Here is a 16,458-nt window from a genome sequence, read left to right on the forward strand (position 1 = left end):
ACCTCCTGGATGACTTTGTGCCTGGTCGCCCATGCACTACTTCTGGTGCAAAGAATAACGGATTTCCCGTCCCTGTCAATCCCACATTTTGCACACAAGATGCAAGCAAGGTTCTCGCCTAAGGCGTCGCATACAAAGCGTGGTAGATCTCGCGGTTCCTCAGAATCGCCTGCACATACTCTCGGGTCTCGGTGTATGGAATCGACTCCACAAACTCCGGAATATCTTTGTAATCCCCAATTGCCATCCACTGCCGCACCGGCACATCGCCTGCGTTGTAAGCCGCAAGCGCATACTCAGCCTGGCCGCCAAATCTATCCAGCACCTGCCGCAGATTCGCTGTCCCCAACTCCAGGTTCACCGAAGGATTTAACAGCTCGTTTGCATTGAAGCCCTTCATCTTCTGCTTTTTCGCCTCAGCCTTCCCCACCGAAGGCAACAGCTGCATCAATCCCCACGCGTTCGCATGACTCACAACTCCGGCATTGAACTCCGACTCCTGCCGAATCAGTGACGCAACTAAATAAGGATCAAGCACGTTCTTTTGCGCGTTCGCTGCTAAATCCGCCCAATACGGCTGCGGAAACAACAGCTTCCAATACACCGTCGGAACCTGATCGAGCGGAATCGAAAAGAAGGAGATACCGCTATGCTTCATCGACTGAATCGCCCGAGTCGTCTCACCATACGATGAGTAGATCTCAGCCTGGGCCAGCGCCCCCCACTCACTCGAAGTGGAGCTCGCCTGAATCTCCGGCCCGATGTACTCATTAAGCGCCGCGTTCGCCAGCAACCTCGCCTTGATCAGATGAGGCTCGTTCTCCGGCAACTCCCCAGTCAACTCCGGAATCACCGGCACCCGCACCGAGCTCAAAGCCGCCGCAGGAGCAACATCCGTCGCCTGCGTCTTCAGCACACTGAGCCGTTGCCTCGCCAGTCCCGCATAATACGAGTTGACATAAGAGGCGGTAAGCGCGTGATAGTAGTTCACCGCCTGCCCAAAGTTCTTCTCTTCGTCTTCAAAGATTCGCCCCCGCCAATAAAGAGCTCCCGGAGCTTCAATCCCCGCGGGAAACATCTCTATCTGTTCATCCATCAACCGCGCCGCTTCCGAATAGTTGTGCAGTCGATAGTTCATCCATGCCGCACGCCAGTGCGCCGAAGCCGCATACGTACTCTTCGGAAACAGCTTCACAAGTAGAGCGTAGTGATAAGTAGCCTGCTGCGGATCGTGCTTCAACAGATACATGTTTCCGCCCGAATACAACGCCTCTTCCAGCCATCTGCTCGCAGGAAAATCCCTCACCATCTGCGCAATCAGCGCGTCGTGCGCAGTCTGATCATTCTCATTTCGTGACAACTCCGCAAGCAGATACAACTTCAACGCCGCGCTGTCGTCTTTCGTGTCCGGCAGCTTCTCCACCTCTCGCCGGCTGATATGCTTCATCCTCATATCGCAGGCCGCCGCATAGATCAGCAGAGCATCATGGTCCGCCGCGCTCAGCGAACCATCCCGTTCAATCGAGTGATACTCCTCCCCAGCCTCGGCGTATCGCTTGGCGTTGAACAGCTGATCGGCATGAACCTTACGCTCCGCAGCCGTCAGCGGCATGTTCATCGCCTGCAACTGCGACGATGCCTGCCCTGCCTCCACACTCAGAGGAAATCCGACATATATATTCCGATAGATAGAAGCCGCATGCGTCGTATCCCCCGACATCTGATAAGCCCGGGCCAGCGCATAGCGAAAATCCACATGCGATGCCTGCGCCGAGTCAGCCATTGGCACCAGAACCTTCAACGCACCTTGAGTATCGTTCTGTTGCAGATGAGCGTTCGCCAACAGAACCGGCGCATTCGCATCGAAGATGCTCTCCGGATGCCGCGCCGCGAAGTTGTCCAGCAACCCATACGCATCCGATCCATGTCCCGCCTGCACCGCCGCCTGCGCTCCAAGATAATCCGCATAGTCATCCAACGCTGTGCCACTCGTATTCGCCAGCAGGAAGCTGTGCACCGCATCGTCGTACCGATGATCGAGCGTCGCAGCATGTCCCAGCGCAAGGTACGCCGCAGCGGCCCCCTCACCCGGATGCTGCCGCGCGTAGGCCTGTACGCCACTGTAAGCCGCCGGCGATCGCGTCAACGCCAACTGCTGAGCCATCGGACGAAGCTGCTCCGAAGCCTTGAACGCGCTGGTCAAATGAATCGTCTGTGCCGTCGGCTTTCGAGAAACGATATGTTTCTTCCCAGCCGGAGCGCCCTTCTTTTTCGTCGTCTTACCCAGGGCACCGCTCTTTGCCTTCGCACTCGAAGCCTTCGATTTAGTGCCCGCAGCCTTCCCCGCATCCGCAGACGTTGTCCCGGTTTTGGACACCGGCTTATTGGCATGCGTCGCTGGCGGTGTCGTCGTCGACGTTTGCGCGACCAGCCCGTCCCCCACGGGCGACATGGTGATCCCAATCAAAATGGCGACAACCATCGCCGGCCAAACCTTACCCCCGATGGTTACCATTGTTCCCTTGTTTTCTCCAACCCACATCTTCCACTCTAAGCTGCCCCGCTGCACCTTCGCAGCACAATCGAGCACGAACCACCACAGATACTTCATACGATGCGCCCATTTCGGCATCCTTATAGTGTTATCGGCGCAGGATCATCCCAGTATGACGAATTGAAAATCCTTTTCCACAGTAAGGGTAAACATTTTCCACTCCCGGCCGACAAAAGAAAGACACGTGCAAATATGCAAGAAAATGCACGATCTTGTTTTGGTCTCGGGATTGCTTCCTCTTCCTTCAGAAGCGTCATCAGATCCGCCCTGAGGAACACTATGCGCCTAACCATTCTCACCTTTGCTTCCCTTCTTGCCCTCGGTTCATCCCCTCTCCTGGCCGACCCCATCCCCTATGCAAACGTCGGTCAGCTCGCCCCCGACCACACATTTACAGCTACAGCAACCGGGAGCGTCTCCGCGTACTTCTACTCCTCCGACGCGAGCAACGACGACAAGATCATCCTCTGGGACAAGACCTCCGGCGCAATGACCGCGCCATCCCTCGACAATCACAGCTCCGCCGTCGGCTCGTCCGTCTCACTCTCGGTCAAAGCTGGAGACTCACTCATCTTCATCCTGGACGACGTCACTACTGGACAGTACTTCAGCTCTGTCGACTACTTCGGCGTTGCCTCACCGGCCAACTATAACGACGATGGTTATAACCACGCCTACTCCACGCCTTACTCCGGCGGCGTCAGCGGAATCCCCGCAGGCACCTACATAGGAATGGAAGATCTCGGGGTCACTGGTCTTAAACCGCTCTCTGGCTCCGACCTCGACTACAACGACGACAACTTCGTCTTCACCAATGTCGCCGCAGCCCCGACCCCCGAGCCGAGCACCTTCATCCTCTTCGGCACAGGTCTCGTCGCAGCGGCCAGCGCACTCCGCCGCAAGTTCGCCCGCGGGTAACCCCTGCGTCATCAATGTTCGACAACACCGGAGAACATAAACCTCCCAGGTCGTGTTCTCCGGAAACCGCTTCAAAACGCTACGAAACCAAGACCCGCAAAGGCTTACCCACACCCATAACTTTGCTCTCTGACCCACCGACATTTACTATGTTGTAGATACTGATCTTCGCGCTCCCGTAACGAGGCGATTTCGGCGTTGTTTCCGCACCTTTTCACTCATGCCCGCCATCCAATCCCCAGCCACGGAAGAGGTACACCCCGACGTAGCGCTCGTAGCGCGCGCAAAAGAAGGGGATACCGCCGCATTCGAGCAACTGGTCCGTCAGTACGAGCGCCAGATCTTCCGGGTCGCGCAGCATATTACTCAAAACCGTGAAGACGCCGAAGACATTACGCAGGATGCATTCCTCAAGGCCTACGAGAAGCTGGACCAGTTCCAGGGAAACTCTAAGTTCTCGACTTGGCTCGTCCGCATCGCGGTCAATGAGAGTCTCATGCGGTTGCGCAAGCGCAAGACCAGCAAAACCGTCTCCATGGACGAAGACGTCCAAACCGACGAAGGCTCTATCCCTCGTGACTTTGCCGAGTGGAGGCCAAACCCCGAGCAGCAATACAACCAGGCCGAGCTTGCCGAGATCCTTCGCAAAACCATCCAGGGTCTTCCTCCAGGCTTTCGCACCGTCTTCACTCTTCGCGACGTTGAAAATCTCTCCACGGAAGAGACTGCGGAGGCACTCGGCTTGAGCGTCCCCGCGGTGAAATCCAGATTGTTGCGTGCGCGCCTTCAACTGCGCGAGCGCCTCAGCCGATACTTCCGGCAGAAGCAGGAGGGCCAGCCAGCATGAACTGCACGGACCTATTGAGCCATCTTTCCGATTATTTCGACGACCAGCTCACCATCGAACTGCGCGAAGAGATCAGTGAACACACGGCTGGCTGTCAGCACTGCCGCGTCGTCCTCAACACGACCCACCAGACCATCGAGGTCTACAAGGGCAACGAGATCTACGAAGTCTCTCCCGGTCTACGCGAGCGCCTTCACTCCGCCATTATGGCGAAGTGTCTCGCCGTGAAGAAACAAGCTTAGAATCTCGGCCGAGTTTTAACTATTAGATCCGCCCGGCTGACCTGAGCGCCCCTATCTCCGCATCGGTGAAGACCCGCGACCTAATCAGAAATCGCACACCTTCCCCATTCTCCAGCGAAAACATCCCTCCGCGCCCGGGCACCACATCCAGGATCAGCTGCGTATGCTTCCAATACTCGAACTGACTCCCACTCATATAAAACGGGGTCTCCCCCAGCGTGGCCAGCAGCACATCCCCATCCCCCACCAGGAACTCCCCCCGCGGATAGCACATGGGGGAGCTGCCGTCACAGCAACCTCCCGACTGATGAAACATCAGCTCCCCATGTTTGTTCGACAACCTGCCCATCAACTCCTCAGCGGCAGGCGTCGTCAAAACCTGTTCCGGTACCTCTGTCATCGCCAGACCTGCACTTGCCTTTCTAGTTGTCATCCCCGAAGGGGATCTGCTGTTGTCGTTTAGAAAAATCCCATCGCATTCGGGCTATAGCTCACTAATTGATTCTTCGTCTGCTGGTAGTGGTCGAGCATCATCTTGTGATTTTCTCGTCCCACACCCGATTGCTTGTACCCTCCAAATGCAGCATGAGCCGGATACAGGTGATAGCAGTTCGTCCACACTCGTCCCGCCTCAATGGCCCTGCCGAAGTGATACGCCCGGTTCATATCCCTTGTCCAGACGCCCGCGCCCAGCCCGTACAACGTGTCGTTCGCCAGCGCCAGTGCCTCGTCTTCATCATGGAAGGTCGTCACCGAAACCACCGGCCCGAAGATCTCCTCCTGGAAGATACGCATCTTGTTGTTGCCTTTAAAAACGGTCGGTTCAATGTAGAAGCCCTCCGCCAGATCGCCCGTCTGCGCAGCGCGTTTCCCGCCCGCCAGCACCTCCGCACCCTCTTGCTTGCCGATGTCGAAGTAAGACAAAATCTTCTCCATCTGCTCGCTCGAAGCCTGCGCGCCAATCATCGTCGTCTTGTCCAGCGGATTGCCCTGCTTGATGGCACCCACCCGCTTCAGGGCACGCTCCATGAACTGGTCATACAGGGAATCCTGGATCAGCGCCCGCGACGGACAAGTACAAACCTCGCCCTGATTTAGCGCAAACATCGTAAAGCCTTCGAGCGCCTTATCAAAGAACGCATCATCCGCGCTCGCGACATCCTTGAAGAAGATATTCGGACTCTTGCCGCCAAGCTCCAACGTCACCGGAATAATATTCTGCGAGGCATACTGCATAATCAACCGCCCCGTCGTCGTCTCCCCCGTAAACGCAATCTTGTTAATGCGTTTACTAGAAGCGAGCGGCTTTCCCGCTTCCAACCCGAATCCGTTGACGATATTCACGACGCCCGGCGGCAAAATATCCTGAATCAGCTCCATTAAAACCAGGATCGACAGCGGCGTCTGCTCGGCTGGCTTCAGCACCACGCAGTTCCCTGCCGCCAGCGCCGGCGCGAGCTTCCACGTCGCCATCAGGATCGGAAAGTTCCAGGGAATAATCAGCCCGATCACACCAAGCGGCTCATGGTAGTGGTACGCAATCGTATCCTTATCAATCTCCGAGATCGATCCCTCCTGCGCTCGGATCACGCCCGCAAAATAACGAAAGTGATCGACCGCCAGCGGCATATCCGCTGCCATCGTCTCGCGAATCGGCTTGCCGTTATCCCATGTCTCCACCGTCGCCAGCATCTCCAGATTGTCTTCAATCCGCTGCGCAATCTTCTCCAGCATCCGGCCACGTTCCGTCGTCGATGTCTTCGCCCACGCCTTCTTCGCTGCATGCGCCGCATCGAGCGCGCGATCCACATCCGCCGCATTCGAGCGCGCAATCTCGCACAGTACCTGCCCCGTCACCGGCGTCACATTCTCAAAGTACTGTCCCGATAGCGGCGCCACCCACTCCCCGCCAATGTAGTTCTCATACCGTTTCTTGATCGACACAGGAAACCCAAAAGTCCCCGGCTGAACCGCAGTCATCGTAGCCATAGAATCCACTCCCTCGAGATCGTTACCTACACCACGCTCGAAATTGTAGTCCTCCAAACCGAAATCTGTCACAACCCATAGCAAACAGGCTAAATCGTCCTTCCTCTCTCGCTGAACACGTGAATAAAGGCATATTGCAACAACATGATCGTCTTGCCATCCGCAATCTCGCCTCTCTCGATCGCAGCCATCGCATCCTCGATCGAAAGCTCCAGAACCTCAATATCTTCGCCCTCAACGAAGTTGCCGCCACCAGCCGTTACCTTGCTCCCGTTGTCGTACTCCGCCAGAAAAAAATAGAGCTTCTCAGTCACCGACCCCGGACTCATAAACGCCTCAAAGATCTTCCGAACGCGATCGACGCGGTACCCGGTCTCTTCCTCCACCTCCGCCTTGATCCGCTCCTCCGGACTGGCCTTATCCAAAAGCCCCGCCGCCGTCTCGATCAACAAGCCCGGATGCCCATTCACAAAAGCCGGAAAACGAAACTGACGCGTCAGCACAACGGTTCGCCGCTCCAGGTTATACAACAGAATCGTAGCGCCATTGCCCCGATCGTAGGTCTCCCTGCTCTGCTGCTGCCACGTCCCATCGCTCCTCTGCAGATCAAACGTCGTCTTCTTCAACACGTACCAATCATCCGACAGCGTCTCAACTTTCTTGATCCGCACACGATCTTTCATCGAAGGGGCCTGCACGAAATTCATCATGCCGAAACCATATCGTGCAATTTCGTGCAAAGTCAAGTATTATCGTGAACAGCGAAAATGTTAACCACTCACCGAAAACAGCAGATCCTCTCCATCCTCAAGCGCCAGGGCCAGGTCATCGCCAAAGAAGTAAGCGCGGCTATGAGCGTCTCGGAAGACACCATCCGTCGCGACCTTCGAGAGATGGCCCAAGAGGGTCTCCTCCAACGCGTTCACGGGGGAGCCTTGCCTGCCTCACCTGCCGTCGCAGATTTCACCCAGCGCGAACAAATTGCCCCCGAAGGCAAAGTAGCCATCGGCCGCGCAGCAGCGAAGATGGTTCAACCCGGCCAGGTCGTAATCCTCGACGGCGGCACCACCGCCAGGCAAGTCGCGCGACACATCCCGCTCGACCTCAAAGCCACCATCGTCACCCACAGCCCAACCATCGCTCTCGAACTCATCGACCATCAGAACATCGAAGTCATCCTCATCGGTGGACGCCTCTTCCGACACTCCGTCGTCGCCGTCGGAGCCTCCGCAATCGAGACCATCGCTCAAATCCACGCAGACACCTTCTTCATGGGAGTAACCGGCATCCATCCCAAAACCGGTCTCACCACAGGCGACTACGAAGAAGCCGCTATCAAGCGAGCCATGAGCCACGCAGCAGCCGAAACCATCGTCCTTGCCTCCGCCGAAAAGCTCAACGCAGCCTCTCCCTACGCCGTCGTCCCCCTCTCAGAGATCAGCGGCATCATCACAGAGCGCTCTGCAGAAAAAACTCTCTTACGTCCTTACGAAAAGCTAGGGATCACCGTCACACGAGCCTGAAAAAGCCCCGGCCCGAGGCTCTTTCTCTATCTTGCGACGACTCTGAAGTCGTCCGGCTCCTGGGCAAGCGGCTTATCCCATCCACAGCACGGAACAAGATGATCACCCGCCTCCTCCGGACCCCACGTCTGAGGCTCGTACACATACACCGGTGTGTCTTCCTTCAGAACAGGATCCACAATCCGCCAGGCCTCTTCAACGTAATCCTGTCGCGCAAACAACGTAGCGTCGCCGGCGATCGCATCCGTCAACACCCGCTCATACGCTTCCATCTCCTCTGGACTCGGGTGGCGGCTGGCAATCAGTTCCACTGACTCGCGACCCGAACCCTCAAGCTCGTTCGCAATCGAGACCGACATCGCTACCGTCATCTCGGGACTGATCCGGAAGCGCATATAGTTCTGCGCCGTATGCGGCTCAGTGATGTTCGTGTGAGGTGGTTTGCGAAACCGCGCCATCACTTCCATGCACGTCACCGGAAGATTCTTTCCCGCACGAATGTAAAAAGGAACGCCATCCCATCGCCACGAGTTAATCCCAAGCTTTAGACAAGCAAACGTCTCCACTTTGGAGTTAGGCGCAACGCCCTTCTCATCCAAATAGCCACGGAACTGTCCTCGAACCAGATCACTCGCCTTGATCGGAGGGATGGCCTTGAGCACCTTCACCTTCTCATCACGCATCGACTCAGCATCGCCGCGCGCCGGACACTCCATCGCAAGATTGCACATCACCTGAAAAATATGGTTCTGAATCACATCGCGAATCGCGCCCGTCTGGTCGTAGAAAGCCCCTCGGCCCTGCACGCCAAAGTCTTCCGCCATTGTGATCTGAACGGTCTCAACATAATCGCGATTCCAGATTGGCTCCAGAAACGTATTCGAAAAACGAAAGGACACCATGTTGTGAACCGGCCCCTTCGCCAAGTAGTGATCGATGCGAAAGATCGACGACTCTGGAAACGCAGACAGCAGAATCCGGTTCAACTCCTGTGCCGAAGCCAGATCATGCCCAAACGGCTTCTCTACAATCATCCGAGCGCCCTTGGCCGAACCCGATTTCACCAACTGCTCGACAACCTCCTCGAACAACGAAGGAGGAATCGCCAGATAATGAGCCGGTCGCTCCGACGAACCCAGCGCCTTCCGTACTGCGACAAACGTAGCCGGGTCCACATAGTCGCCATCGACATACTGCAACAGCGACTTCATCTTCTCCCACGCTGCAGGATCGAGGCCGCCATGTTTCTCAAGACTATCCTGCGCACGCGCCTTAAACTGATCGAGATTCCAACCAGCCTTCGCCACACCAATGACCGGAACATTTAGTGTGCCGCGTTTAACCATCGACTGGAGAGCAGGAAAAATCTTCTTATAAGCAAGATCGCCGGTCGCGCCAAAAAAAACCAGCGCATCGGAATGAGATTGGCTCACGTTTGTACTCTCCTCAATTTCAAAATTATTTAGCGGCCGGCTTCTCAAGGTGTCCGCCGAACTCGAAACGCATCGCCGACAACAGCTTATTCGAAAAGTCTGCCTCGCCTCGCGAACTGAACCGTTCATAGAGCGCCGTCGTCAACACCGGTGTCGGAACACCTTCATCAATCGCAGCCTTGATCGTCCAACGTCCTTCTCCCGAATCCGAAACCCGGCCGCCAAACTTCGCCAGCTCAGGGTCTCCAGTCAACGCCGACGCAGTCAGATCCAGCAGCCACGATGCAATCACACTCCCGCGGCGCCACACCTCTGCCACGTCAGGCAGATTGAAGTCATACAGATAATGTTCCGGATCACGCAGCGGCGTCGTTTCGGCGTCGATCTCAGCCGTATGCTTGCCAATATTGGCCGCCTTCAACACGCCGAGGCCTTCAGCGTAAGCCGCCATCATTCCATACTCAATTCCGTTGTGCACCATCTTTACGAAGTGGCCGCCGCCGCTCTCTCCGCAGTGCAGATAGCCGTCCTCTGCCGTCCCGCCAACCTTCTCGCGTCCGGGAGTCTTCGCGATATCTCCAATCCCAGGAGCAATCGTCTTGAAGATAGGATCCAGATGCTCCACAACGGATTTCGGTCCGCCAATCATCATGCAATATCCCCGCTCCAGACCCCAAACGCCGCCGCTCGTACCCACATCCACATAGCGGATCCCCTTAGGCGCAAGCTCCTTCGATCGCCGAATATCGTCGATGTAGTACGAGTTCCCGCCATCGATCAGAATGTCGTCTTTCTCGAGGTGGGGCGCGATCTTAGCGATCGTCTGATCGACTACTCCCGCAGGAATCATCAACCAGATCGCACGCGGCTTGGAGAGCTTACTCACGAAATCCTCAAGCGAAGACGATCCCGTGATCCCCTTCTCCTTACCCATCTCGTCAACAACCTTCGGCGACATGTCGAAGACGACGCATTCATGGCCATTCTTCGCCAACCGCCGAACCATGTTGGCACCCATCCTACCCAGGCCTACCATTCCAAGTTGCATTTGAACTCTCCCTTTCAGTAGTTATGATTCACTGGACATCGAAAGCCGGCGCAGAGTCTTCTCGCGTCCGCTGCCGCCTGGCTTATTTATTCTTCCTGTATCTCCGAATCAGGTTCGTCGTAGAAGTATCGTGCGAAAGCGCAGGTTCTGTCGCGGCTTCCAGTTCCCCGATAATCTTTTGCGCCAGCACCTTGCCAAGTTCAACGCCCCATTGATCGAACGAGTCGATGCTCCAGATCGTACCTTGCGTAAACACCGCGTGCTCGTAGAGAGCAATCAACTTGCCCAGCACCTCCGGAGTCAGATGATCCGCAAGAATCGTATTCGACGGACGATTTCCCTCAAACACCCGGTGCGGAACCAGCCAATCCGGTGTCCCTTCCGCCTTTACCTGCTCTGCAGTCTTGCCGAACGCCAGCGCCTCAGCCTGCGCAAACACATTCGCCATCAGCGTGTCATGATGTTTTCCCAGCGGATTGAGCGTCTTGTAGAACCCAATGAAGTCGCAAGGTATCAGCCGGGTCCCCTGGTGAATCAGCTGATAAAACGAGTGCTGGCCGTTCGTACCCGGCTCGCCCCAGTAGATGGGTCCCGTCTCCGTTGCAACATGTGTTCCATCAAGAGTTACATGCTTGCCGTTGCTCTCCATCGTCAACTGCTGCAGATATGCTGGAAACCGCTTCAGGTACTGCTCATACGGCAGAACCGCAACCGTCTGCGCATCGAAGAAATCGGTGTACCAGACCGTCAGCAGGCCCAACAGAACCGGCAGATTGCTCGCGAACGGCGCCGTCCGGAAGTGCTCATCCATCTCATGAAAGCCGGCCAGCATGGCACGAAAATTATCCGGCCCAATCGCCAGCATCGTCGACAGCCCAATCGCCGAGTCCATGGAATACCGCCCACCGACCCAGTCCCAGAACTCGAACATATTCGCCGTATCGATACCGAACTTCGTAACTTCCTTCTCATTGGTCGAGATTGCGACAAAGTGCTTCGCAACGGCCTTCTCGTCACCGCCCAACCCAGCCAGCGACCAGTCGCGAGCCGTGTGAGCATTTGTCATCGTCTCCAGCGTCGTGAACGTCTTCGAAGCGACGAGAAAGAGCGTCTCATCCGCCTTGAGATCCTGCACCGCCTCCGCAAAGTCCGTACCATCGACATTCGAAACAAAGCGGAAGGTGATATCGCGCTGACTGTAGTGCTTCAGGGCTTCATACGCCATCACCGGCCCAAGGTCGGACCCGCCAATACCAATATTAATAACGTTCTTAATCCGCTTGCCCGTATGTCCCTTCCATGCCCCACTCCGAACGCGATCCGCAAAGCCCGCCATCTTGTCCAGCACAGCATGTACCGCCGGCACAACGTCCTCGCCATCGACGACGATCTTCTCACCCTTCGGCGCGCGCAAAGCCACATGCAGCACAGCACGATTCTCGGTGATGTTGATCTTTTCTCCGCTGAACATCGCATCGATCCGCGCCTTCAGCCCCGACTCTTCCGCCAGCTGAATAAGAAGTTTCAGCGTGTCGTTTGTAATCCGATTCTTCGAGTAGTCGAGAAAGATTCCGGCAGCTTCAAGGGTGAGCCGCTCCCCGCGCGCCGGATCATCGGCAAACAGCTGCCGAAGCGTCGTACCGTGAATCTGCTCATAATGCGCTCCCAGCGCCTTCCATGCCGACCGCTCGCCGAGCGGCGCCAATTTCGTCGTCATCTGCTTACTCCTCGTATCTCTGTATGTTCCCGCCAGACAAGATTACTATCCATTTCTGTTACAAGTACGGCCTTGGAGGTTGAAGCCGAAAAAACCTAAAACATTTCCGAAATTTTAATGAAAGTCTTCTTTTGTCACTGCTTCGAATCTACAAGCTCAACCTCGCCATTACGCATCTCTTTGCTATGGATGATTTAAAGTCGAATTCGTATTCCACAAAATGCCCTCTTATTGCCATGAGAGACGGCAGGCAGCATAAAAGTTCCTCGCCTTTTACAAAAAAGAACGGAAAACCCTCACCGTCAGACCCGTGCCATTGGACGCAGCCTCTTCAGATCCCGATCTCAGTCCTTATCGCGGCAGCAATCGTGTCAGCATGATGTCGCATGAGCGGCTCCGATTCAGCTTCGATCATCACCCGAGCCAGCGCCTCCGTGCCGCTGTAACGAATTACCACTCGGCCCGAATCCGCAAGCTCGACCTCAGCAGCGCGAATCGCAGCAGCCACCGTCGGGATCCCTTCAAGCGGCTTTTTCTCTCTCACCTTCACGTTGAGAATCACCTGCGGAAAGACCTTAAGATCCGCAATCAATTCAGCCAAAGACTTCCCGCTCCTGTGCACGACATCCAGCAACAGCAAAGCGGTCAACAGACCATCCCCCGTCGTGCTGCGCCCACTGAAGATAATATGTCCAGATTGTTCGCCACCTAAAGCCGCGCCCGTCGCAATCATCTGCTCAAGAACGTACTTGTCCCCCACCGCCGCGCGCAGCATCCCAATCCCGCTCCGCTTTAGGGCCGCCTCCAGCCCCATGTTCGACATCGTCGTCGCAACCACCGTCGAGTTCGTCAAAAGCCCCCGGCTCTGCAGATCGCGTGCCGCAAGCAGCAACACCGCATCGCCATTAACCACGCGACCAAACTCATCGGCAAACAGCGCACGATCGGCATCACCGTCAAACGTGATCCCCATCGAAGCCCGCCGACTCTTCACCTGTTCCGCAACGATCTCCGGGTGTAGTGCCCCGCAAACCTCATTGATATTGCGTCCATCCGGACTGGCATGGGTAATCAAAACCTCCCCGCCCAGACCAGAAAACAGTTGAGGGGCAACCGAAGAAGCAGCTCCATTGGCACAATCAATCACGATGCGCTTCCCATCGAGCGAGAGACCAGGAACCGCGGCAAGCAGAAAGCGAACATACTCCGCGCGATCGGCATCGTTTACGGTAGGCGCAACCGTTTGTCGTGTCACTGACGTCGCGCTCGCGAGTTTGCGAAAGATCTCCTCTTCAATCGCAAGCTCAACCGTATCCGGAAGCTTATAGCCATCAGGCCCAAACAACTTAATCCCATTGTCCTGCCATGGATTGTGCGAGGCCGAGATAACAATACCCGCAGCAAAACCATGCGTGTGCGTCAGGAACGCAACCGCCGGAGTAGTAATCACGCCCGCGTTTTCGACAGAAGCTCCGCCCGCGTCAAGCCCAGCCGTCAGTGTCGCGGCGATCCACTCGCTCGATTCGCGAGTATCCATACCAAGCAAAACACGTGGCCTCTGCGTCTTCGCTCCGAGGATCTGTGCGAGCGCAAGTCCAATAGCGTACACCGTGGTTGAATCCAACGGCGACTGCCCGGCGACAGCGCGAATGCCATCGGTTCCAAAGAGCTTCTTCATTACTTGCTGGTCTCCATTATTTTTACGTCCAGGTGTGTGCGTGTTATCTCTGCTTCAATCGTTCCCTGCGCAAGCCGCGCTAATATTGTCTGCCCCGCAACCGCATCTGCGGAAGACCGCAGCAACGTGTCATCCGCAGCTCCTCCTCCTTGCAGATAAACCAGGGCATAACCCCGCGACAAAACCGCGAGCGGTGACAGCGCGTTCAACCTCGCTGACGTCCTCTCGAGACGCGTACGCCGGCTCGCAACGGTCTCACCTGCGGCTCGCTCCAATCGCTGCGTCGAAGCCTCCAGACGATGATGCGTAGCCGCGATGCGAACCGTGGTGTCTTGCCGGCGAAGACGCTCCCTCACCAGATTCAACCTCTGGCCCGGCATACGAACGCTACGCTGCACCGCCGCATCAAGACGAAGCCGAAGCTCATCAAGCCGCTGGCCCCTGCGGCTAACGGCGTCCAGCAGACGGTTCAACACAACCTCTGCAGAAAGCCGTGCGTAGCGCTGTCTCGCATGCATCAGATGAAATCTTCCAGCCCGCTGCACTCTCGCACTCAACGCACCGACGCGCTCCTCAATGCGATGCTGTGCCGCCGTGACCAACTCAGCAGCAGCCGATGGCGTCGGTGCGCGAAGGTCCGCGACGAAATCGGCAATCGTAAAGTCAGTCTCGTGCCCAATCGCCGAGACCACAGGAATTGCAGAAGCCGCAATCGTGCGCGCCAGCGCCTCGTCATTGAACCCGACTAAATCTTCCATCGACCCGCCGCCCCTCGCAATCACAATCACGTCCGCCAGCGAAGGATTCGCATTGAACCAGCGAACTCCCGCAGCCACAGATGTTGGGCTCGACACTCCCTGCATCGTCGCCGGATACACCAGCAAATTGAGCCGCGCATGACGGCGACGAACGACATTGACAATGTCCCGAATCACAGCTCCGCTTGGCGAAGTCACAATCCCAATGCACTTCGGAAATGACGGCAACTGCCGTTTACGAGCCGCATCAAACAGCCCTTCAGAGAGCAGCCGCGCTTTGAGCTGTTCGAACGCAAGTTGCAGCGCACCAGCCCCGCGTGGCTCCATCGTCTCTGCAATCAGCTGGAGCTGACCCCGGCTCTCATACACCGAGATGCGCCCCCGCACCAAAACCGCAAGGCCATCCGCAGGCCGGAAGCGCAGCAAAACAGCCTGACGCCGAAACAGCACAACCGGCAGCTGAGCTTCGCCATCCTTCAACGTGAAATAGATATGTCCCGAAGGCGCGTGCCGACAGTTCGAAATCTCACCTTCGACCCAAAGGTCCGTATACGTCGTCTCGATCTGCTGACGAACATTGATGACTAGCGCACGAACACTCCAGATCCGGCGTTCCGTCATCAGGTCATTCCTGCCTACATCTTTTCTCGGCGCAGGCCCCGCCGCAGTCTCACTCACTTCGTCGCGAATAACATCTTCAACCGAAGCCGCGACAGGCAACGCCACATCCTCTTCAGAAACAGAAAAAAGTGCCGTTTGAAAGACCGGCCCAGACGCCGTTTTCAGGATTGTTGGCCGCCTTCCCGTCCGGATCTTCCCTCGCCGCGCTCGCAGGCTGGCCAGTGTCGGCGGATTGTCTTCTCTTTCGGACATTCTTGCCTGAGTCTAGCACCGCAACGCGGCTCCTCAGACGTTCAACGGCGCAGTCTTCCCACAGCCCAGAGAATCAAGCTCAGCACCACGCTGATCACAATTGAAGTTGCAATGGGAAACGACACCGACCATCCCCGGCCACGCCAGTTGAGGTCGCCAGGAAGCCGCCCAACCGGCAGATTCAGTCGATTCAACCCGAGAACGATCCCACCAACCACAACCAGCAGCAAACCGAGAAAGATGAGAGTACGGCCCAGGTCAGGCATGCTGCACCACTTCTCTAAGCAGTTGCCAGCAGCGCGGCAGCCTCACGCAAAAGCTCCGACGGCTGGCACGGCTTTGTAAGAATGCCAACGGGCCGCGACAGTTTGCGCGCCTGCTCCCGCACATTTTTCAGATTGGAATAAAACCCCGTCAGAACGAGAATCTGGCAGGCCGGCAACTCACGCGTCACATCGCTGACCAGCGAAAGTCCATCTCGTCCCGGCATCGTCACATCACACAGAAGCAGGTTCGGCTCAAATTCACGCGAACACTCTAAGCCTTGATCTGCCGAATAAGCGGCCTTCGCCGTGAAACCACTCTTCTCGAAGATGAGAGTGAGCGTGTCAGCCACAAGACGATCATCATCAACCACCAGAACTCGCTTCATGGTTGCCCTCCGTGCGAAATGCGCGCGAACACTTATCCGATGGGTCTAGACTAGGCTTCAAAAAGTATGTTTGTCTAATCAAAAATCGATGATTTCATCGCCTAAAGATTTAGACTCCGTTCTTCAGGCAACGTCACAAAACGAGATTTGCACAAGCAAGTTTGCCGGGATCACCTGCGATTCTATCCGCAGAGAATCGCAACTTCACCTCTGGTAAGGTTTACCT

At 56.4% G+C, this 16,458-nt stretch carries 15 protein-coding genes; 4 read left to right on the forward strand and 11 right to left on the reverse strand.

All coding sequences use genetic code 11. From position 1 onward, the window contains the following. Positions 1-118 precede the first annotated feature (118 nt). Positions 119-2,611, reverse strand: coding sequence for a transglycosylase SLT domain-containing protein (locus RBB77_RS19205; protein ID WP_353063336.1), 2,493 nt, complete (start codon positions 2,609-2,611; stop codon positions 119-121). A gap of 222 nt (positions 2,612-2,833) precedes the next feature. Here RBB77_RS19205 and RBB77_RS19210 point away from each other — a divergent pair, with 222 nt between their 5' ends. The 3 genes from RBB77_RS19210 (at position 2,834) to RBB77_RS19220 (ending at position 4,561) form a co-directional block, all read left to right on the forward strand. Beyond that, a complete protein-coding gene (locus RBB77_RS19210; protein ID WP_353063338.1) occupies positions 2,834-3,472 on the forward strand; it encodes a PEP-CTERM sorting domain-containing protein in 639 nt (212 codons plus the stop codon). A gap of 220 nt (positions 3,473-3,692) precedes the next feature. Next, a complete protein-coding gene (locus RBB77_RS19215) occupies positions 3,693-4,319 on the forward strand; it encodes an RNA polymerase sigma factor (protein ID WP_353063339.1) in 627 nt (208 codons plus the stop codon). Further along, complete coding sequence (locus RBB77_RS19220) at positions 4,316-4,561, forward strand: anti-sigma factor family protein (RefSeq protein WP_183979002.1); 246 nt, start codon at positions 4,316-4,318, stop codon at positions 4,559-4,561. Before RBB77_RS19215 ends, RBB77_RS19220 begins: the two co-directional genes overlap by 4 nt. Before the next feature lie 22 nt (positions 4,562-4,583). On the opposite strand, the gene RBB77_RS19225 is transcribed toward RBB77_RS19220, so the two are convergent. From RBB77_RS19225 to RBB77_RS19235, 3 genes are all read right to left on the reverse strand, one after another. Next, positions 4,584-4,994, reverse strand: a complete 411-nt coding sequence (locus tag RBB77_RS19225; protein WP_353063340.1) for a DUF779 domain-containing protein — start codon at positions 4,992-4,994, stop codon at positions 4,584-4,586. Between the two features lie 26 nt (positions 4,995-5,020). Continuing rightward, complete coding sequence (gene adh / locus RBB77_RS19230) at positions 5,021-6,550, reverse strand: aldehyde dehydrogenase (protein ID WP_353063341.1); 1,530 nt, start codon at positions 6,548-6,550, stop codon at positions 5,021-5,023. Between the two features lie 89 nt (positions 6,551-6,639). Continuing rightward, positions 6,640-7,260, reverse strand: a complete 621-nt coding sequence (locus RBB77_RS19235; RefSeq protein WP_353063342.1) for an NUDIX domain-containing protein — start codon at positions 7,258-7,260, stop codon at positions 6,640-6,642. A 57-nt stretch (positions 7,261-7,317) separates the two neighbouring features. On the opposite strand from RBB77_RS19235, the gene RBB77_RS19240 reads away from it, so the two are divergent. Then, positions 7,318-8,073: a DeoR/GlpR family DNA-binding transcription regulator gene (locus RBB77_RS19240; protein WP_353063343.1), complete on the forward strand. Its 756-nt coding sequence runs from the start codon at positions 7,318-7,320 to the stop codon at positions 8,071-8,073. A gap of 26 nt (positions 8,074-8,099) precedes the next feature. Here the strand turns inward: RBB77_RS19240 and zwf are convergent, their stop codons facing one another. The 7 genes from zwf to RBB77_RS19275 form a co-directional block, all read right to left on the reverse strand. Further along, the gene (gene zwf / locus RBB77_RS19245) at positions 8,100-9,506 is read right to left on the reverse strand and encodes a glucose-6-phosphate dehydrogenase (protein ID WP_353063344.1); all 1,407 of its coding nucleotides are present in this window, start codon (positions 9,504-9,506) and stop codon (positions 8,100-8,102) included. Positions 9,507-9,531: 25 nt separating this feature from the next. Continuing rightward, a complete protein-coding gene (gnd, locus tag RBB77_RS19250) occupies positions 9,532-10,554 on the reverse strand; it encodes a phosphogluconate dehydrogenase (NAD(+)-dependent, decarboxylating) (RefSeq protein ID WP_353063345.1) in 1,023 nt (340 codons plus the stop codon). Positions 10,555-10,636: 82 nt separating this feature from the next. Beyond that, a complete protein-coding gene (gene pgi, locus RBB77_RS19255; protein WP_353063346.1) occupies positions 10,637-12,271 on the reverse strand; it encodes a glucose-6-phosphate isomerase in 1,635 nt (544 codons plus the stop codon). Positions 12,272-12,602: 331 nt separating this feature from the next. Continuing rightward, on the reverse strand, positions 12,603-13,949 hold the full coding sequence (gene glmM, locus RBB77_RS19260) for a phosphoglucosamine mutase (RefSeq protein ID WP_353063347.1): 1,347 nt from the start codon (positions 13,947-13,949) through the stop codon (positions 12,603-12,605). Beyond that, positions 13,949-15,433 (reverse strand): exodeoxyribonuclease VII large subunit, encoded by a 1,485-nt coding sequence (gene xseA, locus RBB77_RS19265; RefSeq protein ID WP_353063348.1) that lies wholly within the window; start codon positions 15,431-15,433, stop codon positions 13,949-13,951. Before xseA ends, glmM begins: the two co-directional genes overlap by 1 nt. A 188-nt stretch (positions 15,434-15,621) precedes the next feature. Continuing rightward, positions 15,622-15,846, reverse strand: a complete 225-nt coding sequence (locus RBB77_RS19270) for a DUF2905 domain-containing protein (RefSeq protein WP_183979016.1) — start codon at positions 15,844-15,846, stop codon at positions 15,622-15,624. A gap of 14 nt (positions 15,847-15,860) precedes the next feature. Further along, complete coding sequence (locus RBB77_RS19275; protein WP_353063349.1) at positions 15,861-16,232, reverse strand: response regulator; 372 nt, start codon at positions 16,230-16,232, stop codon at positions 15,861-15,863. Between the last annotated feature and the right edge of the window lie 226 nt (positions 16,233-16,458).

The sequence above is a fragment of the Tunturibacter psychrotolerans genome, assembly GCF_040359615.1.
Lineage (GTDB): Bacteria > Acidobacteriota > Terriglobia > Terriglobales > Acidobacteriaceae > Edaphobacter > Edaphobacter psychrotolerans.